This window comes from Pseudomonas helleri (assembly GCF_045830615.1).
Lineage (GTDB): Bacteria > Pseudomonadota > Gammaproteobacteria > Pseudomonadales > Pseudomonadaceae > Aquipseudomonas > Aquipseudomonas helleri.
The window spans coordinates 596502-617473 of the sequence record NZ_CP174501.1 but is presented as its reverse complement, the minus strand read 5'-3'; the positions used below and the strand labels follow the sequence as shown (position 1 = coordinate 617473).

Here is a 20972-nt window from a genome sequence, read left to right as displayed (position 1 = left end):
GCCAGACGCCGGGTTAACCCGGCGTCTGGCGAAGTCATGACTCTAATAGGGCAGAGCCCATAACGGATCATCAGCCATCAAGGCCGCCACCCAGTCTGTGAACACCCGGACCCTGGCCGACAAGTGCCGCGTGTAAGGGTAAACAATGGACATCGGCATGCTCGGCATTGTCCAGTCCGCCAGCACCTCTACCAGCGCACCACTGCTGAAGTGGGCCACGGCTTCTGCCGTGGGGATAAAGGCGACCCCAAGCCCTGCGACCGCCGCAGCGGCGGTGGCAGTGCCATTGTTGAAGTACATGGTCGGCGGGAGATCCAGCACATAGCGTTCCTCACCCCGCTGCAGGGTTGGCACAAAACGCCTGTCAGTGGCCGGAAACTTGAACCCCAGATGCTGATGCCCGGCCAGGTCGGCGGGCACCTTGAGGGGCGGCGCTTTTGCCAGGTACGCCGGGGAGGCGCACAAGCAAAAATGCATTTGCCCTACGGGTCGGCAGACCTGATCCGGGTCCGACACCGTACCGCCGCGAATGGCGCAATCCACGCCCTCCTGCACCAGATCCGTCACCCGTTCGCTGCAGCCGATATCAAGGTGGATATCCGGGAACCTGGCCGCGAAATCAGGCAGCGCCGGCACAATCAGCAGGATGCCAACCGGGGAAGGCATTTCGACTCGAACCCGACCGCGAACGATGTTGCGGCTTTTGGAAACAGACGCTTCCAGCTCGTCTACCTCGTCAATCAGCGCTCGGGCCCGGCTGTAATAAGCCGTGCCTTCGGTGGTGGGTGAAACCTTGCGGGTCGTGCGGTGCAACAGCTTGATGCCAAGCAATTGCTCCAGCGCCTGCACCTGCCCCGAAATAGTGGTTTTAGCCAGCCCCAAAGACTCGGCCGCCCCGCTGAAACTCCCCACTTCGACAATGCGGCAGAACGCACGCATTGCCTCTAAACGGTCGAGCGCCATTGTACGAATTCCCGTAAGAACAAAACGATTTCGGCTAGTTTATCCGAGCTTTTGGAGTTCCTACAATTTGCCCATGCCACGGCAAGTGGCGACATTTAGAGGAAAACCCCATGAGCAACAAACGCATCAACTACTACGAAGCCGCCCCCAACGCCATGAAAGCAATGATGGGCCTGGAGAAAGCCGCCTCTCAATCGATCCTGCCTGCTTCGCTGCGAGAGCTGGTGCGCATTCGTGCTTCGCAAATCAACGGCTGTGCGTACTGCATCGATATGCACACAGCAGACGCATTGAAAGCCGGTGAGACACCCCGCCGCCTGATGGCTATCAGCGCCTGGAAAGAAACGCCTTTTTTCGACGCCCGTGAACGCGCCGCGTTGCTGTGGACCGAAACCCTAACCCTGGTCGCAGAGCGACACGCACCTGATGACATTTACCACGCCGTGGCGGCGCAGTTTAACGAGCAAGAGCTTTCAGAGCTGACCTTTGTAATCGCTGCGATTAACGCCTGGAACCGCTTTGGCGTTGGTTTCGCCATGCAACCGCACTAAATGCCTCTGTCGCGGGGGCCAGGTCATCGCCTTACTGTCTTGCTCCCGCCCAGCCATTAATGACTGAGTGTTAAGTACCCTTGGAGAACCGCCATGAAACTGGGGTTTGTCATGACATTGACGGCCGTAGCCCTGTTATCCGGGTGCTCGATTCCTGCTGCACCGTCAGCCGTTTCATCATTGAGTGGCCTTTATGGCCCACCTGAAAGCGGCAACACCGGGGCCACGGTCGAAACAGGCCAACAGCTGACTCTCGGCATCCTTTACAGCCAGAACACCCAGACCAATCGGGCCTACCTTGAGCATTACCAGGCCAACGCAGGCACGGGATTTGGCCAAAGCCTGCTGGTCCCGGCGATTCGTGATGCGTACATCGCCACGTCCAATCCTGACCTTGCTGTCGATTGGGTAAAAAGCGCCCTGCAACGTCGATTTGGCACTGTCACCGTCTATCCGGACGTCGAAGCCCTGAAGGCGGCCAAACCTGACGTGATCGTGGTGATTGACACACATAGCCAGCTAATCACGCCGCGCAGTTCTGATATTGAATCGACCACAACGGCTTACTTCTATGACAAGCACTTGAACTACATCGCCACGGCAACCGGTCATGATGCGACATCCCTGACGCCCGTGTGGGCGGGTAACAAACGCAGTGAAGACATTGTTCGCGACATCACCCAGCAACAAAACGTCCAAATCAATGCACTGCACAACTTTGACCGGTCTTTAAATGACGTGCTGAGCCGGTAATGCCTTGTAGGAGCGAGCTTGCCTCGCGATCTTTTAAAAGATCAAAAGATCGCGAGGCAAGCTCGCTCCTACAGAGGTCAACAGTTGGCCGCTAAACGCTCAAAGGCTTGCAGCACTTGCTCCGGGCATTCGAGCATCAGTTGGTGGCCGCAGGGCAACAACTGGTAGTGCGCGTTGGGCAGGTGGCGGGCAAGGGCTTCGCCGCCGCTGGCGGGGGTCAGGCCGTCGGTTTCGCCAGACACCACGTACACCGGCACATCCAGCCCGGCTAACGCCTGGGCGTCGGGCCATTGGGCGTTGTTCATCAGGGCTTTGAACACGTCCAGGCGGTTGCACTGGGCCAGGCCGTCCTCGTAGTCGACCAACGCAGGATCAGCCTCGGGGTGCCAGGCGCGGGCGCGAAAGTCTTTGGCCAAGATCGGCCGTAATAACGTCAGCAGCCAGTTCGGCAAACTCAACAACCCACCCGTCCCCACCGGGCGATGCAAGACGCTGCCCAGCAGCAACGCGCCGTCGATGCGCAGCGCCGGTTGCTGGCTCGGCAATGCAAGCAAAGTGCTCATGGCCAAGCCGGTGCCGTAGGAGTGCGCCACGTACAGATTGCGCGGCCCGGCATAGCGCTTGAGCACCGCCAGATTATCGGCCACCAGTTCGTCCCAGGCGTAGGCGTTGGCGTCGCGCGGTTTGTCGCTGTCGCCATGGCCGAGCAGGTCCCAAGCCACCAAGGTGTAGCCCTGCTCGCTCAAGTTGCGCCATAGCTCGCGCCACTGGTCTTTGTTGCCGCCGCTGCCATGGCCCAAAAACACCACGGTGTCGCGATTGCCCTGATGCACGGCCACGCTCAGCCGTCGTCCGGGGCGCACGTCTATCAATTGGCCACGCACCAGCGGCAAGTGAGCGAATCGGTTGGGGTCAGCCTTGGGCACTTTTGGCCTCCTGAGCGGCAAAATAATCGGGACGGGGCAGGCCTAGATGATCACGCAAGGTGCGGCCCTGATAAGCGCGGCGGAACAAGCCACGGCGCTGCAACTCAGGCACCACCTTGTCGACAAACGCATCCAGCGAACCGGGCAAATACGGCGGCATCACGTTAAAGCCATCGGCGGCGCCTTCGACAAACCATTGCTCCAGTGTGTCGGCCACGTGCCGCGCATCGCCCACCAGCACCAGATGCCCGCGTGCCGCTGCCATGCGCAAGTAAAGCTGGCGAATGCTCAAGCCTTCTGCTCGGGCCACACGGATCAGCAGGTCACGACGGCTGACCCCGGACTCGGTAGCGGGCAGTTCAGGCAGCGGTCCATCCAGCGCGAAGGCCGACAGGTCGGTGCCACCGGCAATATCTGCGAGCAGCGACAGACCGACTTCGGGCTGCACCAACCCTTGCAACTGATCAAACAAGGCCTGCGCTTCATCCGCCGTGTCAGCGACGATGGGCATCACCCCCGGCATGATTTTGACCTGCTCGGCGCTACGCCCGTATTTGGGCAACAAGGCCTTGAGGTCACGGTAAAAACGCTGGGCGCCCGCCAGCTCAGGTTGTGCGGTGAACACCACTTCGGCATGGGCCGCTGCCAGCTCGCAGCCTTCCCGTGAGGCACCGGCCAGCACTTGCACCGGCGCTACACCGGCGCTGGCCCAGCGTTGCTGCACCTCGGCCAAAAAGCGGTGGGCCCGTTCATAACGTCGGGCGTGTTCGAAGTGGCCGTCGCGGCCAAAGTTGAAGGCTTCGTTGGCATTGCTGGAGGTCACCAGATTCCAGCCGCTGCGCTGCCCGCTGAGGGCTTCAAGGGAAGTGAAGGACCGGGCCAGCGACTCAACCGAGTTGTAAGAGGTGGTCACCGTCGCCACCAGGCCAATGCGCTCGGTGACGGCGGCCAACCCCGCCAATAACGTCAGCGGCTCGAAGTGCTCGGTGCGCGACATGCGGCTCAGCGCCTCAACGCTGCCCGGCAACATGGCCAAGGTGTCGGAGAGGAACAACGCATCGAAACAACCGCGCTCGGCAGTGCGGGCCAGTTGCTGATAGTGGGCGAAGTTCAGGCCGCCATCGGCCTGCGCCTCGGGGTGGCGCCAGCCCGCGATATGGTGCCCGGTGGCCATCAAAAACGCGTTGAGGCTCATCATCCGTTGGCTCATGGTGTGGCCTCCAGCACCTGGGTATGCAGCGCAAAATCTTGCAGCAGCCTGCGGGTGTAAGGGTGGTTGGGTTGGCCGAGCAACGCGGCGGTCGCGCCCTGCTCCACCACTTGCCCGGCCTGCATCACGGCGATGCGGTCACTCAAGCGCGCCGCCACGCGCAGGTCGTGGGTGATGAAGACAATACTCAGCTTCAACCGCCGTTGCAGGTCCTCAAGCAATTCAAGAATTTGCACCTGAATCAGCGCATCGAGTGCCGACACGCATTCGTCCGCGATCAGCACTTTGGGCTCCACCGCCAAGGCCCGGGCGATGCCGATACGTTGGCGCTGGCCGCCGGAAAACTCATGGGGATAACGCTCCAGCGCGGTTTCTGGCAGGCCCACCAAGCCCAGCACTTCTCGTGCTTTTTCTGCCGCCTGCGCCGGGCTGCGACCTTGGGCCAGCGGCCCGGTCATCAGTTGCGTGCCGATGCGCTGGCGCGGGTTGAGCGAGGCGAACGGGTCCTGAAAGATCATTTGCACCTCGCCACGCTGCCCGCGCAACCGCGCTTCAGGCAGGTCGGTGACGTCACGCCCGTGCCAGTGCAAGCTGCCACCATCGCTGCGCAATAAACGCACGAGGCAGCGGCCCAAGGTCGATTTGCCCGAGCCGGATTCACCGACGATACCCAGGGTTTCGCCTTCGGCCAGTTGCAGGTCGACACCCGCCAGCGCCCGCGTGGTGCGCCGCCCCCACCAACCGAGGCGGCGGCTGAAGTGTTTTTCCAGCTGCTGCGCCTGCAACACCGGCTTTCCCGGCGCCAGGGTCGGGCGCGGGTGATCGGGTGCCGCAGACACCGCCGCAATCAACTGCCGTGTGTAGTCTTGCTGCGGCGCACCCAGTACCTGAGCCGCTGTGCCTGCTTCGACGTAATGGCCCTTTTGCAACACCAGCACGCGGTCGGCAATGGCCTCGACCACAGCAAAGTCGTGGGTGATAAACAGCATGGCCATGCCCTGCTCACGCTGGATGCGCCGCAGCAAATCGAGGATTTGCCGTTGCGTGGTCACGTCCAATGCCGAGGTCGGCTCATCTGCGATCAGCAACTTCGGCGCGAAGGCCAGCGCCATGGCGATCACCACGCGCTGACGCTGGCCACCGGATAATTCAAACGGGTAGGCATGGTAGAGCCGCTGCGGGTCCGGCAGGCCGACATAGCCGAGCAGTTCGACAACCCGAGCGCGGCGCTGGGCGCGGTCTTTCACGCCATGGGCCTGCAAGGTTTCGTCGATCTGTCGACCCACACTGAGCAACGGGTTGAGCGCGCTCATCGGCTCTTGAAACACCATGCTGATGTCGCGCCCGCGCAAGGCGCGCATGGCCGGTTCATCCAGGTTGGCGAGGTCTTCACCACGCCAGCGCAGGGTGCCGTGCTCGATTTTTAGAGGTGCTGGCAGCAGGCGCAGCAGAGCCTTGGCCAGCATCGACTTGCCCGAGCCGGACTCGCCCACCACACACAGGCATTCGCCTTCGCGCACGTGCAGCGACACGTCATGCAGTGCGTGGCTGCGGTCGCCGCCCGACGGCAAGGCGATGCGCAAGTGCTCGACGTCGAGCAAAATCGGTTGGGCTGCGCTCATGCAGAGTCTCCAGGGCGACGGGCAGGTTCAAAAGCAATGCGCAGGCCTTCGCCCACACGGTTAACCGCCAGCACGCAAAACAGAATCGCCAGCCCCGGCATCAGGCTCATCCACCAGGCGTCGCGCAGCATCCCGCGCGAGGCGTTGATCATGTAGCCCCAGCTCATGGCATCCGGGTCGCCAAGGCCGAGAAAGGCCAGCGCGGCTTCGGTGAGAATCGCCGTGGCCATCACAAAACTCAGCGTCACCAGCAACGGCGCCAAGGCATTGGGCAGGATTTGCCGGAACACGATGGCCAACGGCGCTTGCCCCAGCACCCGCGCAGCCTGCACGAATTCACGCTGGCGCAGGCTGAGGAACTCGCTGCGCACCAACCGCGCCACCGCAGGCCAGGCGACCAGCGCGATGGCCAACACGATGGTGCCCAGCGACGGCTCCAGCACCGCCACCAGAATCACCGCCAGCACCAGTTGCGGAATGATCTGGAAGAACTCGGCCACGCGCATCAGCACCGCGTCCAGCCAGCCGCCGAAGTAACCGGCCAATGCCCCCACCAGCAAGCCGGTGAGCAAGGTGGCCAGCGTCGCCAACACGCCCACCGACAGCGACACCCGGGCGCCGTACAGTAAGCCGGTGGCCAGGTCGCGGCCCAACATGTCGCTGCCCAGCCAATGCCCGGCCTGGGTAAACGGCGCGAGCATGGGCGTGGTGTTCATTTCCCAGGGCGAGCCCTGGCAGAGCCACGGTGCCGCCACGGCCAGCAGGCCCAGCAGCAATAAAAACAGCGCGCCGATCAGCGCCGCAGGTTGCCCGATAAAACGTTGCCACACACTGGAATCCCTCATCGTGCTGCCCCTTCGGCGCCGATGCGCGGGTCGATCAGGCGGCAAGCCAAATCCGTGAGCAGGTTGAAACCGACCACCAACACCGAGATCAGCAAAAAGCCGCCCAGCAACACGCTGTAATCACGTTGGGACAGGGCGTCGTACATCAAGCGGCCGATGCCCGGCCAGGAATACACCACTTCAATCAGCAAGGCGCCGCTGGCCAGTTGCCCCAGTTGTAACCCGGCAAAGGTCACCACCGGCAGCAGCGCGTTGCGCAGCACGTGGGCGAAGACGATCCGTGACGGCGCCAGGCCTTTGGCACGGGCCGTGTAAACATGCTCCTGTTGCAGCGCCTCCAGGGTGGCGGCGCGGGTCAGGTGCACGTACAAAGCGAGGAACAGAAAGCTCAGCGACAGGCACGGCAGCACCAGATGGCGCAGCCGGTCGCCCAGCCAGGCGAAGCCGCTCAGGTCGGCGGCGACGGTCTGCATGCCGAACGCGGGCAGCCAGTCGAGCTTGACCGAGAACAACACGATCAACAGCATCGCCAACCAGAACGGCGGCGTGCCGTACAACAACAGCGCACCATTGGAAATCAGCCCGTCCAGCCAGCGGCGGCGCTGGCGGCTGAGCGCAGCCAGCGCGCCAAGGGCCACGCCGAACAGTGACGAGATGACAAACGCCGAGCCCATCAGACTCAAGGTGGCGGGCAAGCGCTCGGACAACAAGTCCCAGACCGGCGCCTGATTGCGATAGGAATATCCCAGATCCAGGTGCGCCACCTGCCCCAAGTAGTGCAATAACTGCTGGGGCAACGGCTGATCCAACCCCATCTCACTGCGCAACTTGGCGATGTACTGGGCATCGTCCACGCCCGCCTCACCGGCCATCAGTTGCGCCGGATCCCCCGGTGCCAAACGCACCAGCAAAAAGCTCAGCACCAGCACACCTAAGATCATCAGCAGCGCACGCCCAAGGCGTGCGCCCAGGAACCACACGCCGCTCATGGCGCCGGGGCGTCCAGGTAGACGCTCTCGTAGTCTTCGTTAAGGCTGGTGGCGGTTTGCAGCAGGTTCTTCACCTGGCTGTGGAACAGCGTCGGGTAGCGCATCTCAAAGATCGGCGCCACCGGCAGGTCGTCGTTGAGTTTGTGCTCCAGCTCGCTGTACACGCGAGTCCGCTCCGCGCCTTCAGGGGTGTCAGCAACCTTGCTCCACAGGTTGTCGACGTCCGGGTTGCTGTAGCCGCCGACGTTGGCGAACGGCGAGGTTTTGAGGATGTAGTCGGTGCGGTACAGGTAGGCGTTGACTAGGTACGGGTCGCCGATCTGGAAGATAAAGTTGTAGGTCAGGTCAAAGTCCCAATCGCTGACGCGCTGGAACCAGGTCGCCGCGTCCGACGTCACCACCTGCACTTTGAAACCCAGCGGCTGCAAGGCCTGTCGGGTGTACTCCGCCAGACGCTCCCAGGCGCCGCCTTTCTCACCGTTGAGCAAACGAATACGCACCGCACCCACGTCCACCCCGGACTCAGCGATCAGCGCCTTGGCTTTGGCCAGGTCATAGCCGTACTGCGGCAGTTGCGGGTCGTGATAAGGCGAGCTGGAGGCGAAAGCACCGGGCGAGACCTTGCCCGCACCAAAGAAGATGTTGTCGACGATAAACGGACGGTTCAGCGCATACAGAATCGCCTGACGAACCTTGGGGTTGTTCAGCGGTGGCTTGCGGGTGTTGAACTGCAAGTAGGCCAGCCCTGAGTACAGCTCCCAGCCCTTGTCCGAAGACTCCACGCCCGGCAGTGCACCCAGGCGCTTGAGATCGGAGTAGTCGGCATCGCCGCTGCGCAGCACCTGCACGTCGTTGCGCTCAAAAGCGGCAGCACGGGAGGAGCCGTCCGGGATCACGTGAAAGACAATCGCGTCCAGGTGCGGCAAGCCTTTCTTCCAGTAGTTAGGGTTCTTCACCAGCTTGATGTAAGCGCCGCGCTTCCACTCCGCAAACTTGAACGGCCCGGTGCCCACCGGCTTGAGGTTGTACGGGTTGCTGCGAAAATCGGTGCCCGCGTAGAGGTGCTCAGGGGCAATCGGGCGCAGGCCACTGCCGAGCAACGACAGAAACGGCGCGAAAGGTTTTTTCAGGTGGAAAACCACCTGGTGCGGCTGGCTGGCGTCGATGTTGTCGAGGTACTCCTCGAACACGCTGGCAATGCGTTTATCGACTTCAGGGTAGAAGGTGCCGAAGCTGAACTTAACGTCAGACGCGGTGAACGGCTTGCCGTCGTGCCATTGCACGTCGGGCTGCAATTCAAAGGTGTAGGTGAGGCCGTCCGGCGACACCGTCCAGCTGCGCGCCAGCACCGGCTTGGGCTTGAGATCGGTGTCAAAGGTCAGCAAGCCCTGGAGGATCTTGCCGCTGACGTATTGGGTCGAGACATGGGTGACCACGCCGTGCATCAGCGACGGCGGCTCGGGCTGGGCGATCAGGTTGAGCACACCGCCGTCTTGCGGGGCGGCGTGAACGCTGGCGGCAAACACCGCGGCGCTGGCCAGCAGGCCCAGGCGTTTGAGGGCAAGGCGCAGCGGCCCGGGGCGAGGCGGATGACGATGGGCTGGACTGGACATGCGAACTCCTGGCGTTAATTGCTCGGGGCATGCGGCCCCACTGCCAAGCAGTTTTGCAAGGGGTGTGCCACTCCCCCACCGGCCGCTGAACCGGCGGCGCGGCGGTCTGCGGCGCTGGCGCATTGATGAAAAAACCACAGCCCCGGACCTGACTGTGGAAAAAGCAACAGTGGCCAACGTGTTGTTTTCCCCCCAGTGCGCCTGACTGCGCAGCCGCACGAACTGGCACAGCCCTTGCCCTGTACAACGGATCGACCTTTGAGCGGACACCTCGCATGTCACACGACTACCTCGGCAACCCCATCGACACCGACCACCCCTTGGCGCGTCAGGCGCTGGACGATTTCACCTCGGGTTTTCTCAGCTACCACCCGCGTGCCGAGGGGATTGTGGCCAGTGCCGAGCGCCACCCGGAATCGGCGCTGAGCAATGCCCTGGCCGGCATCCTGATGATGTTTAGCGAATCACCCGAAGGCCCGGTGCTGGCCGAGCGCTTTCGCACAATCGCCGCGCAGGTGGCCGACCCGCAGCCACGGGCAGCGCTGTATGTGGCGCTGTTGCAGGCGTGGATTAACGAAGACCTCGACCAGGTGCTGCACCTCAGCGAAATGCTGCTCGACCAGTACCCCCGCGACCTGTTCGCGGCCAAGCTCAACCAGTACGTAGAGTTCAATCGCGGCAACTGGCCGGCGCTGCTGCGCATCGCCCTCAAGGCCGTGGCGGCCAACGACGATATCGCCCAGAGCCACGGCATGCTGGCGTTCGCCTACGAGCAATGCCATTTGCTGGATGAGGCCGAAGCCAGTGCGCGCCGCGCCCTGCAACTGCAAGCGAGCGAGCCTTGGGCACAACATGCGCTGGCCCACGTGATGCTGACCCAAGGGCGCATTGAAGAAGGCATCGGTTTTCTGGAAAGCGTCAGCCACCATTGGCAGGGGCTCAACTCGTTTATGTACACCCACAACTGGTGGCATCTGGCGCTGTTTTATTTGGCCCGTGGCGATGAGGCGCGGGTGCTGGAGATCTACGACCAGCATGTCTGGGGCGTGCTGCCGGCGTACTCCCAGGACCAGATCGGCGCCGTATCGCTGCTGGCCCGTCTGGAGCTGGCCGGGATCGATGTGGGCCAGCGCTGGCAGGCCCTCGCGCCGTACTTGCAAGCCCGCCATCGCGATACCGTGCAGCCGTTTTTGAGCGTGCAATACCTGTATGGGCTGGGCCGCGCAGGCAAGCCCGAGGCCGATCAATTACTGCACGCATTGCGCGAGCATGCGCGTGAAGCGCCAGTGTTCAGCCGGGCGGTCTGGGCCGAGGTTACTCTGCCGCTGGCCGAAGGGTTGCTGGCCCATGCCCGTGGTGAACACCCAGTGGCGCTGGAACGTTTGGGCGTGGCCCTGCCCCGGTTGAACGACATTGGCGGCAGCCATGCCCAGCGCGACCTGTTCGCCCAGATCGAACTGGATGCTCGCCTGCACGCGCAAGACTGGGCCGGAGCGCAGCAGGTGCTGGAATTGCGTCGTCGTTATGACGCACAGGACGTACCGACCAACCGGGCGCTGGAGCGGGTGTACCAAGCGCTGGGCCTACCGACATTGGCGCAAGCCGCCGCAGCGCGGATTGAGGTGGTGCTTAACACCCCAAACACCCCTCTGTAGGAGCGAGCTTGCCTCGCGATCTTTTAAAAGATCAAAAGATCGCGAGACAAGCTCGCTCCTACAGAGGGGTGTTTCAACGGCGGGCTTGGTACACGCCACGGGCGATGGCGCGGGCCACGCAGGTGGCCGCCGCCGAGCCGATACGGCCGATATCGACCTGACGGCGGGCGCCAGCACTCAGTTCAACCTCGCCGCTGGCCAGGGCGAACACGGTATCGCCATCGAACGGCAAGTGCGCCGGGCGCACCGCCATGGCGATGCCGTCCTGGGCCATGATGGCCACGCGTTTGCAATCGGCGGTGCTCATCTGCGCGGTGCTGGCGACCACCACCAGCGTGGTGTTCGCACCGGCTTGCAGGCGGCCCATGGAATCGAGCCGCGACAGTTCAGGCATCGGATCATTGCAGTCCTGTTCGCCCTGCGGCCGTGTACCGCCCGCCTCCCCCGCGATTTCCCACGGCCACGCCCAGAAGGTTTCGCCATCAGGCATGTACACCGAGCCGATCGGGTTGGCCACCACCAGCGCGGCAACCATCAGGCCGTCGCCCAAATCCAGCGAGGCCGAACCCAGACCGCCTTGCAGCACGCCCGCCATGGCGCCCCGCCCCGCGCCTGCCGCCCCCAGATCGAAATCCTCGGCGCAGTTGTTCAGTGCTTCAAAGCCCAGACGACGATAAGGCGGCTCCAGCCCCCAGTCCTTGTCGCCGTCATTGGACAGGTCGTGCAACACGGCAGCCGGGACGATGGGGATGGCCGGCGCGCCCGCCTTCAAATGCAGGCCAACACCTTGCACCGACAACGCCGCCGTCACCGCATCCGCAGCGCCCAGGCCAAACACCGAGCCGCCAGAGAACACCAGCGCATGCAACTGCCCGACCATGTTCTCCGGCTCCAGCGCCGCCGACTCGCGCCCGCCCGGGCCGCCGCCACGAATGTCGACGCTGGCAGTCCACGGGCGATCGGTGCGGATCACCGTGACGCCCGTATCGACACGTTCATCGATGGCGTGGCCGACCAACAGGCCGGGGATGTCGGTGAGCAAATTGCGGGGTCCGGGATGTGGCATTCAATCGCTTCCTGAAAAGGTGGTGGTACCCGATGTGGAGCAAGTGATGTGCCAAGGCCGAGAGCGCCGTCAATAGCCGGTTCGCCATCCAATGCCCCTGTAGAAAAATCAACACCCTGATCGGGCATTGCTACAAAAACACCAACCCCGCTCACACCCGCCGTGCAAGCCGTTGTTAACAAAGGCTTTTCAACAATGGCACAGCCCTTGCTCAAGGCCTTTGCACCAGAGCTTGAGACTGATGCCCCAGAGCATCCGGCAACAAGCCGCTACTCACCACTTTTTCGCGACGCCAATGCCGTCGCCTTACCCGACAAGGTTGGCCACCCAGCAGGGCGCGAACCGGGGAACACACTGGAGCCTTCGTACCATGACTTCTTCACGCATCACGGGTTTACCCCAGCCGCGCAAGATCTTCGCCCGCAGCCTGTTGTTTCTCGCCGTGTGCGAAGCCGCGACGGCCGCAAGCCCGCTGCTGGCCGCCGAGAGCAAGAGCGACAACCCGCTGGACACCGTCGTGGTGGTCGGCAACCGTGGCCAGGCCCGCACCCTGGCCGAAAGCACCGCGCCGGTGGACGTGATCTCGTCCCAGCAGTTACTGGCCACCGGCGAGCCTGACCTGACCCGCGCCCTGAACCGCGTGCTGCCGTCCATCAACCTGCCGGCGTCGTCCGGCTACGGTTCCGCGTCGGTGGTGCGGCCCATCAGCCTGCGCGGCTTGAACGGCGACCAGGTGCTGGTGCTGGTCAACGGCAAGCGCCGCCACAACAGCGCCCTGCTCAACAACGGCACGTCGCTGAACTCCGGCTCGCAGCCGGTCGACCTCGACATGATCCCCACCGCGTTGATCGATCATGTCGAGATCCTGCGTGACGGCGCCTCGGCCCAGTACGGCTCGGACGCCATCGCCGGGGTGATCAACATCGTCCTCAAACAGACCGACCACGGTGGCAGCCTGAAAACCACCTACGGCCAGAACTACCAAAACGGTGACGGCGAAACCATCCGCCAGACCGGCGACGTCGGCCTTGCCCTGCCCAATGACGGCTTTATCAACTTTGGCCTGGACGTGCGCCACCAGAAGGTCTCCGACCGCTCCGACAAAGCCCCGTACACCGACAGCGCGGGCAACACCAGCCTGGAGCACACCTATTACGGCACCGGCCTGCCCGAGGCGCGCAACTTCAGTTTGGGATACAACGCCGAGCTGCCAGTCAGCGATGACCTGACCCTGTACTCGTTCTCGACCTACACCCGGCGCAACTCGGAAAAGCCTCTGGCCTTCCACCAGCCCGCCAGCTTTGACGGCATTGCCACACCGTTCCCGGAAGGGATCGAAGACACCCTGCGCTTTATCGAAAACGACTTTCAGGTGGCCTTCGGTGGCAAAGGCACCGTCGCCGGTTGGGACTACGACCTGTCCAGTACTTACGGCCAGGACCACGCCGAAGCCACCCTGCGCCACACCTACAACCTGAGCTACGGGCCTGATTCGCCGACCTCGGTCGACACCGGGGTGAAGACCTTCAGCCAGTGGACCAACAACCTCGACCTGACCCGCGCCTTCGATTTTGGTCTGGCCAAGCCGACGCAGATTTCATGGGGCCTGGAGCAACGCTACGAGAACTACAAAATCGGCAAGGGCGACTACGCCTCTTACGCCAGCGGCCCGTTTGATACGGGCGTCAGCGGCAACCCGATTGCGCCGGGGACTATCTCCGGTGCTGGCACCACGCCTGCCGATGCTGACCAAAAAGGCCGCACCAGCCTGGCGGCTTACGGCGAGATCGGTCAGGACCTGACCGACAAATGGCACGTCGATCTGGCCGGTCGTTACGAGCATTACAACGACGGTTCGGGCACCACCACCAACGGCAAAATCGCCACCCGTTATCAGTTGACGCCGATCCTCGCCGTGCGCGGCAGCGTCAGCACCGGTTTCCGTGCGCCGTCGCTGGCCCAGCAGATCTACAGCTCCACCTCGCAAACCAGCGTCAACGGCAACCTGTTCAACTACCGCAACGTGGCGGTCGACTCTGAAGTGGCCAAGGCCTTGGGGGCCACCACCCTCAAGCCGGAGAAATCCACCAACTTCGCCCTCGGCCTGACCCTGCAACCGACCGATGCCACCAGCATCACCCTCGATGCCTACCAGATCAAAATCAAGGACCGCATCGACCAGACCGGCTACCTGGGCGGCACGCCGCAAATCGACGCCATCCTCGGCGCCGCCGGGCTGCCGACCAACCAGGCGGTGACTTACTTCACCAACGCACTGGACACCACCACCCGCGGCATCGACCTGATCGGCGACTACCGCCAGAACCTGGGCGCCTACGGGAACCTGCGCTACACCCTGGGCTTCAACTGGAACACCACTGAAATTGATGACATCCACGCCTCGCCCCTGGCCCAGGCCACCCTCGGCCCGGACGGCGGCTACAACCGTCAGCGCCAGGGCAACCTCAAGCACGGCAACCCGGAGTCCAAGCTGATTCTGGGCACCACCTGGACCATCAACAAGTTTGATATCGGCCTCAACCTGACCCGCTACGGCGAGTACACCCAGTACGGCACCGCAGAAATTTACGACCGCACGTTCTCGCCAGCCTGGATCACCGACCTCAACGTGGACTACCACCTGACCTCCAGCCTGACCCTGACGGCGGGCGCCAACAACCTGTTCAACATCTACCCGGAACGCACAAACCTGCCGAGCAGCTCAGGCGCCTTCCCGTACGGCAACTTCTCGCCGTACGGCACCACCGGCGGCTACTGGTACACCGGCGTGACGTACAACTTCTGACCCATCGCCCTGCCGCCCCCAGCGGCGGCAGGGCTTTGCCGAACACTTGCACGGAGGCTGTCATGACCCGCCGTACCGACCCATTGATACTGGGTGCCTGTTTCACCGCCAACACCCGTCGCCCGGACTTCGAGCGCCTCAAGGCCCTCGCCCGCAGCGCCGAGCGCGGCACATTCGCCGCCCTGAGCTTCAACGAACCACCCGAACAGTTTGAAGCGCTGACCTTGATGTCGGCCCTGGCCGCCGTCACCGAGCGCATCGGCCTCATCGCCAGCCCGAACGACCCCGAGCCGTACCATATCGCCCGTAAACTCGCCTCCTTCGACCACCTGTCCAACGGCCGCGCCGCCTGGGGCGTTGCCAGCGAGCCGTCAAGCCAGCGCGCAATCGAACGCCACGACCTGGTTAACGACCTGTGGGACAGCTGGGACGACGACGCTTTTATCCGTGACAAAGCCCGCGGCCGCTATTTTGACCCCGGCAAACTGCACACCCTCAACCACAAGGGCGAGCACTTCTCGGTGCGCGGCCCGCTGAACGTCGCCCGCCCGCCGCAAGGCCACCCGCTGCGGGTGCACACCCTCGCATCAGAAGCGGACACAGCCTTGGCCATCCGCGTGGCCGACGTGATCATCGCCGAGTACCGCGACCTGCCCGCTGCCCAAGCCTTCTATCACGACATCAAACAGCGTGCCGCTGCCTTGGGCCGCAACCCTGAACACCTCAAGATTCTGACCACGATCAACCCGCTGGGCAGCACGCCCAATGACATCGCCGAGCGCTTCGAACACGGGTTCCAGACCCGCGCCTGCGATGGTTTTAATGTGCTGTTCACCGACTCGACCGACGCCATCGACACCTTCGTCGAGCATGTGATTCCATTGCTGCAACACCGCGGGCTGTTGCGCCACGGCTACAGCGGCAGCACCCTGCGTGAACACCTGGGCCTGCCGCGACCGAGCAACCGTTTCAGCGCCAGCGTCCACTCCGTAACGGAACCTGCCCATGCCCCTTGAATTCAGCTGGCAACTGCCGCTCTGCGCAGCGGGCGCGGCGCCCGACTGGACGGCGCAGCCAGGGCACTGGATTCAGTTGGCCCAGGCCGTCGAATACGCAGGCGTTGATGGCCTGTGGATACCCGGCGGCTCCCAGTGTGCTGACAGCCTGGGCGTGGCCGCCGCGCTGTGCGCACATACCCGCCAGCTGCAACTGACGGTCAGCGTGCCGCCGCAAGTGATGCTCCCCGCCGCGCTGGCCAGCACCGTGCAAAGCCTGCAATCGATCAGCAGCAACCGCGTGCGCCTGCACCTACCGGACAGCCAGCAAAGCACCGCGCGTCACACCTTCGACGACTGGCTCAACCGTGACCAGCGCAGCGAAAGCATCGGCGAATACCTCGATATCCTCGGGCGCCTGTTGCGCGGCGGCGACGGGGGGTTTACTTACAGCGGCCGCTACTTCCAACTGGAAAACGCCGGTTATGCCCGCCGCGATTTGCCCGCCCCGGCCATCGTCCTCAACGACAGCCAAAGCCCGGCGCTGATTGCCAGCCAGGCACAGGTTTGCCTGTTACGGGCGGCGCCGCCTGCACAGTTGCGCCAGGCCATCGAGCGTCAGCGCGCCGCCAGCATTGAGCCGTCAACACCGCTCGCGTTTGCCTGCACCTTCGGGCTGATCCTCGCCGACACCGAAGCGCAGGCCTGGGAGGCCGCCGCCCGACAACTGCCAGCGCTACCGGCCGCCCCAACCAGCGAGGCTGACAGCGTGCTGCGCCTGCAACGCGGCGGCCACCCGCTGCGCCATTTCGAGGTCCATCCCAATCTGCTGCAAACGGCGCCGGGGCAACCGGCCTACCTGATTGGCACCCCGCAACAACTCGCCACCCGCCTGCAAGAACTGCATGGGCTGGGGATCGAACATATCGTGATTCAGAGCCAGCCGTCGGTCAGCGACGTGCTGCGCTTTGGTGAACAGGTCCTGCCCCTGCTGGCAGCTCAGGGCCTGCGCAAGGAGAACGTCTGACATGCCCACACCCGCTAACGGGGCCATCGAGATTGACTGGTTCCTGCCCACCAACGGCGACGGCCGCCACCTGACCAGCAGCGGCCTGCCCAGTGTCGGGCTGTTCCAGCAGGGCGAACGCGCGCCCACCCTCGACTACCTGCGCCAAGTGGTGCGGGCGGCCGAACTCGGTGACTTCGACGGCATCATGGTGCCGACCGCCAGCGGTTTCGAAGACCCGTGGTTGATCACCGCCGTGCTGGCCCAAGAAGTGCGTCGCCTGCGCTTTTTGCTGACCGTGCGCCCCGGCCTCGAACTGCCCGCCTACAGCGCCCACCGTGCAGCGACCTTGCAGTTGCTTAGCGACGGGCGTCTGGATTTGCATGTGGTCAGCGGTTCGAGCCGGTTTGAGCAGCGCTCGCTGGGGGACTTTCTGGAGCATGACGAACGCTATGCGCGCACCGCCGAGTTTCTTGAAGTGTTCCAGTCGGTGTGGAGCGGCCGCAGCCAGCCCTATCACGGGCGCTATTACCGCAGCGCAGGCGGCGCCCCCATCGCGCCTCAGGCGCCAGCGCCCGCGATCTATTTTGGTGGTGCTTCGCAGGCCGCCGAACAGGTCGGCGCGGCCCATGCGCAAACCTACCTGATGTGGTGCGAGCCCCCGGCGATGATCGCTGAACGCATCCTGCACATGCGCGAACGCGCCGCCGCCCGCGGCCGCACTCTGCGCTTTGGCCTGCGCGTGCACGTGTTCGCCGCCCCCACTGACGATGAGGCCTGGGCGCACGTCGAGCGGTTGCTGGAAGAGATCCCCAAAGAGGCCATCGAACGGGCGCAGTTGCAGATGGCCGCGTATGAGTCGGTGGGCCAGTCCCGCCAGACGGGGCTGGTCAAAGGTCGCGGACGGCGCGCGCGGGAACTGGAAGTGTCGGCCAACCTCTGGGCCGGTGTCGGCCTGGTGCGTGGCGGTGCGGGTACTGCGCTGGTGGGCAGCTATGAACACGTCGCCCAGCGCATCGAGGAGTACTACCAACTGGGCGTGGAGTGTTTTGTGCTGTCGGGTTTTCCGCACCTGGAAGAGGCCATCCACCAAGGCGCGGAGTTGCTGCCACTGTTACGACGCATCGGCCGCACTTAGCTCGGTGCGCGCCCCTTGAGCATCCCGTGATTGACCAGCAAGGTGCGCATGGCATTACGGGTGATGCCCAGCAGCGCGGCGGTGCGCAACTGGTTGAAACCGCAAAAGGCAAAGGCCTCGCGCACGATCAAGTCTTCAATGTCATGCAGCAGCGTGTCCCCCGGCACCTCGAACAAACGCAGCAACTGCTCACGCATCACCTCTTGCGGCAGCTTGCTCAGCGTACTCGCCCCGGCCTTGGCCACGCTGAGCCCACCTGAAAACTTCAAGTGCTCCGGGCGGATCGGCTTGTCACCGGCCACCAGCAACGCCAGGTGCACGACGTTTTCCAGCTCGCGGATATTGCCCGGCCACGGGTAATCCAGCAGCGCTTGCGTCGCGGATTCGGAGAGCATCGGTTCATTGATATTCAAGCGCGCGCTGTAAAGACGCCGGAAGTGTTCCACCAGCGGCAGGATGTCCAGCGGGCGCTCACGCAGCGGCAACACCGAGACTTGGGCGACGTTGACCCGGTAAAACAAATCGAGACGGAAATTACCCGCCTCCACCGCTTGCTCCAGATCGACGTTGGTGGCGGTCACCAGCCGTACATCAATCTTCACCGGCTTGCGCGAACCGACGCGCACCACCTCCTGCTCCTGCAACACGCGCAGCAGCTTGACCTGCAACGGCAACGGCAGATCACCAATTTCATCGAGAAACAGCGTGCCGCCATCGGCCTCTTCGAACCAGCCTGCGCGCCGCCCGGTGGCCCCGGAAAAGGCCCCGGCTTCGTGGCCGAAAAACTCACTCTCGGCGAGGGTCTCACTGATCGCCCCGCAGTTAACCGCAACAAAGGCGCCACGCCGGCCACTGGCCGCGTGCAGATAACGGGCAACCAGCTCCTTGCCGGTACCGGTTTCGCCATTGATCAACACCGGCACCTCACTCGGCCCCACCTGCTGCAAAAAATCCAGCAACTGGCGCGAACGCGGGTCGGCAAACACCAGGGCCTTGGCCCGGATAGACAGGGGGTCCTTTTCACCCTGAGGGAACGTCAAAATCGGGGTCGAATGTCCCAGGGGGCCGCTCATGGCAAGGAATTCCAGCGTAGGTAACGATCGAAGGTAGCGATACTTTACCGAGCGCGGGTTATAGCCAGAAATACTTAAAAAGAATTAAGACCAAACTTTTCTGGATATTGGTGGATACAAGAAAGATCAAAGGATCGCGAGCAAGCTCGCTCCTACAGTTTTTAGCGCATGCAACATTCGTTGGCCGTCGGCTACGGCTCCCAAGCCCAATAAGTCCAACAGCCTGTTGGACAATTACGTACCCTTCTACTTCACGCCCTTCTCTGTGATGATGCAAAACATTCACTCAGGATGGAGCGTTCAGCAGCGCGGCAACGATGAGATCGTGATTCTGGTCTCCAGCTTGCACCGCGTCGCCGAGCTAGGGTTACCGTTCGTCTTTACAAATGCACACGCCTACCCGGATTGGACAGACTATTACAGCGATCTGGACAGCCTGAATGAGATTGACTGGCCTATCCTTCAACGACGCGACTTTAAACGTGACCCTGATGACCCCCGAAAAATGGAGCGGTATCAGGCCGAAGCGCTGATTCACCACCACCTACCGATTACAGGACTCCTTGGCATCATGTGCTACACCGATGCAGTGAAAGCACGCATAGAGCAGGACGTGGCCGCCAGGGGCCTGACGCTAGCTGTGCATGCCCGGCCGGGATGGTATTTCCAATGATCACATTTACCCAAGGCAACCTTCTGGAAGCCAAAACCGAAGCCCTCGTCAACACGGTCAATACCGTCGGGGTGATGGGCAAAGGTATTGCGCTGATGTTCAAAGAGCGCTTTGCACAAAACTATCGTCTGTATGCGGCCGCCTGCAAAGCTGGCGAAGTAGAAACAGGCAAGGTTCACGTCACCGAAGTCAACGAGCTTGAAGGCCCCAGGTGGATCGTAAACTTCCCCACCAAACGTCACTGGCGCTCACCTTCGCAGATGGCCTGGGTCACTGAAGGCTTGCATGATTTACGCCGTTTCCTGATTGAAAACCAGGTCAAATCCATAGCAATTCCACCGCTGGGTGCTGGTAATGGTGGCTTGAAATGGCCTGAAGTCCGCGATCAGATCGTTAATGTTTTGAGTGATCTGGATGTAGAGGTACTGGTGTTTGAACCCTCCAGCCAGTATCTGAACGTCGCTAAACGCAGTGGTGTGGAAAAGCTAACGCCAGCTCGGGCACTTATTGCCGAACTGGTACGGCGTTATTGGGTTCTAGGGATGGAATGCAGCCTGCTGGAGATCCAAAAACTGGCATGGTTCCTTGAGCGCATTATTGAAAAACTGCCAGACACACAAAACCCGCTGAAACTGAAGTTCATTGCTCATACCTATGGTCCCTACGCCAATCGGTTGGAGCATCTGCTCAACAATCTGGATGGCAGCTACCTTCATTGCAACAAGCGCATCAGTGATGCGGGAATCAATGATGTGATCTGGTTTGACCAAGACCGAAAAGACTTTTTGCAGGCTTATCTCAAAACAGAGGCCAAGGAATATTCTCAAGTCCTGGAATACACTGCCGAATTAATCGATGGCTTTGAGTCACCGTTCGGTATGGAGTTGTTGGCGACAGTCGATTGGTTGCTGAGCCAGGAAGATGTCTCCCCGACGCTTCCAGCCGTGCGCGAAGCATTAAAGCATTGGGATGGCGGGGCTGATGCTGCTGCTCGTAAAAGCCGGTTGTTCGACGATCAGTCGCTTTCTATTGCCCTCAAACGACTCACGTCCAGTCACTTCAAACCGCAAATGGCGCTCTGCTGAGGT

At 62.6% G+C, this 20972-nt stretch carries 17 protein-coding genes and 1 pseudogene; 9 read left to right on the top strand and 9 right to left on the bottom strand.

The features are described 5' to 3' along the window. Nucleotides 1–42 precede the first annotated feature (42 nt). Entirely contained in the window at nucleotides 43–963 is a 921-nt protein-coding gene (locus ACJJU9_RS02900) for a LysR family transcriptional regulator (RefSeq protein WP_123751693.1), read from the bottom strand. A 110-nt stretch (nucleotides 964–1073) separates the two neighbouring features. Between ACJJU9_RS02900 and ACJJU9_RS02895 the strand changes: the two genes are divergently transcribed. Continuing rightward, on the top strand, nucleotides 1074–1514 hold the full coding sequence (locus tag ACJJU9_RS02895; protein ID WP_407730017.1) for a carboxymuconolactone decarboxylase family protein: 441 nt from the start codon (nucleotides 1074–1076) through the stop codon (nucleotides 1512–1514). A gap of 93 nt (nucleotides 1515–1607) precedes the next feature. Continuing rightward, nucleotides 1608–2267, top strand: a complete 660-nt coding sequence (locus ACJJU9_RS02890) for an ATPase (RefSeq protein ID WP_407730016.1) — start codon at nucleotides 1608–1610, stop codon at nucleotides 2265–2267. Between the two features lie 77 nt (nucleotides 2268–2344). Here the strand turns inward: ACJJU9_RS02890 and ACJJU9_RS02885 are convergent, their stop codons facing one another. The 6 genes from ACJJU9_RS02885 to ACJJU9_RS02860 are packed head-to-tail and all read right to left on the bottom strand — an operon-like array spanning nucleotide 2345 to nucleotide 9472. Then, nucleotides 2345–3193, bottom strand: coding sequence for an alpha/beta fold hydrolase (locus tag ACJJU9_RS02885; RefSeq protein WP_407730015.1), 849 nt, complete (start codon nucleotides 3191–3193; stop codon nucleotides 2345–2347). Further along, nucleotides 3180–4403, bottom strand: coding sequence for an LLM class flavin-dependent oxidoreductase (locus ACJJU9_RS02880; protein ID WP_407730014.1), 1224 nt, complete (start codon nucleotides 4401–4403; stop codon nucleotides 3180–3182). Before ACJJU9_RS02880 ends, ACJJU9_RS02885 begins: the two co-directional genes overlap by 14 nt. Continuing rightward, a complete protein-coding gene (locus ACJJU9_RS02875) occupies nucleotides 4400–6025 on the bottom strand; it encodes a dipeptide ABC transporter ATP-binding protein (protein WP_407730013.1) in 1626 nt (541 codons plus the stop codon). Before ACJJU9_RS02875 ends, ACJJU9_RS02880 begins: the two co-directional genes overlap by 4 nt. Further along, on the bottom strand, nucleotides 6022–6870 hold the full coding sequence (locus tag ACJJU9_RS02870; RefSeq protein WP_153351381.1) for an ABC transporter permease: 849 nt from the start codon (nucleotides 6868–6870) through the stop codon (nucleotides 6022–6024). The genes ACJJU9_RS02875 and ACJJU9_RS02870 overlap by 4 nt, the downstream gene beginning before the upstream one ends. Continuing rightward, nucleotides 6867–7859 carry an ABC transporter permease gene (locus ACJJU9_RS02865; protein WP_048367699.1) on the bottom strand — a complete coding sequence of 331 codons (993 nt, stop codon included), beginning with the start codon at nucleotides 7857–7859 and terminating at the stop codon, nucleotides 6867–6869. Before ACJJU9_RS02865 ends, ACJJU9_RS02870 begins: the two co-directional genes overlap by 4 nt. After that, nucleotides 7856–9472: an ABC transporter substrate-binding protein gene (locus ACJJU9_RS02860; RefSeq protein WP_407730012.1), complete on the bottom strand. Its 1617-nt coding sequence runs from the start codon at nucleotides 9470–9472 to the stop codon at nucleotides 7856–7858. Before ACJJU9_RS02860 ends, ACJJU9_RS02865 begins: the two co-directional genes overlap by 4 nt. 275 nt (nucleotides 9473–9747) lie before the next feature. On the opposite strand from ACJJU9_RS02860, the gene ACJJU9_RS02855 reads away from it, so the two are divergent. Further along, nucleotides 9748–11127, top strand: coding sequence for a tetratricopeptide repeat protein (locus ACJJU9_RS02855; RefSeq protein ID WP_407730011.1), 1380 nt, complete (start codon nucleotides 9748–9750; stop codon nucleotides 11125–11127). A gap of 73 nt (nucleotides 11128–11200) precedes the next feature. On the opposite strand, the gene ACJJU9_RS02850 is transcribed toward ACJJU9_RS02855, so the two are convergent. Then, nucleotides 11201–12193 carry a P1 family peptidase gene (locus ACJJU9_RS02850; protein ID WP_407730010.1) on the bottom strand — a complete coding sequence of 331 codons (993 nt, stop codon included), beginning with the start codon at nucleotides 12191–12193 and terminating at the stop codon, nucleotides 11201–11203. 370 nt (nucleotides 12194–12563) lie between these two features. Here ACJJU9_RS02850 and ACJJU9_RS02845 point away from each other — a divergent pair, with 370 nt between their 5' ends. The 4 genes from ACJJU9_RS02845 to ACJJU9_RS02830 all read left to right on the top strand — a co-directional run bounded on the left by ACJJU9_RS02845 (nucleotide 12564) and on the right by ACJJU9_RS02830 (nucleotide 18138). Continuing rightward, on the top strand, nucleotides 12564–14999 hold the full coding sequence (locus ACJJU9_RS02845) for a TonB-dependent siderophore receptor (RefSeq protein WP_123751685.1): 2436 nt from the start codon (nucleotides 12564–12566) through the stop codon (nucleotides 14997–14999). A 62-nt stretch (nucleotides 15000–15061) separates the two neighbouring features. After that, nucleotides 15062–16015, top strand: coding sequence for an LLM class flavin-dependent oxidoreductase (locus tag ACJJU9_RS02840; RefSeq protein ID WP_407730009.1), 954 nt, complete (start codon nucleotides 15062–15064; stop codon nucleotides 16013–16015). Further along, a complete protein-coding gene (locus tag ACJJU9_RS02835; RefSeq protein ID WP_407730008.1) occupies nucleotides 16005–17021 on the top strand; it encodes an LLM class flavin-dependent oxidoreductase in 1017 nt (338 codons plus the stop codon). The genes ACJJU9_RS02840 and ACJJU9_RS02835 overlap by 11 nt, the downstream gene beginning before the upstream one ends. 1 nt (nucleotide 17022) lies before the next feature. Beyond that, on the top strand, nucleotides 17023–18138 hold the full coding sequence (locus ACJJU9_RS02830; protein ID WP_153328156.1) for an LLM class flavin-dependent oxidoreductase: 1116 nt from the start codon (nucleotides 17023–17025) through the stop codon (nucleotides 18136–18138). Here ACJJU9_RS02830 and ACJJU9_RS02825 read toward each other — a convergent pair. Then, nucleotides 18135–19211, bottom strand: a complete 1077-nt coding sequence (locus tag ACJJU9_RS02825; RefSeq protein ID WP_407730007.1) for a sigma-54 interaction domain-containing protein — start codon at nucleotides 19209–19211, stop codon at nucleotides 18135–18137. The two genes, ACJJU9_RS02830 and ACJJU9_RS02825, sit on opposite strands and share 4 nt — an antisense overlap. A 226-nt stretch (nucleotides 19212–19437) precedes the next feature. Here ACJJU9_RS02825 and ACJJU9_RS02820 point away from each other — a divergent pair. Further along, nucleotides 19438–19884 (top strand): annotated as a pseudogene (locus ACJJU9_RS02820) (DUF4433 domain-containing protein); the annotation flags it as partial. Next, a complete protein-coding gene (locus ACJJU9_RS02815; protein WP_407730006.1) occupies nucleotides 19881–20969 on the top strand; it encodes a macro domain-containing protein in 1089 nt (362 codons plus the stop codon). The pseudogene ACJJU9_RS02820 and the gene ACJJU9_RS02815, both read left to right, overlap by 4 nt. Nucleotides 20970–20972 lie beyond the last annotated feature (3 nt).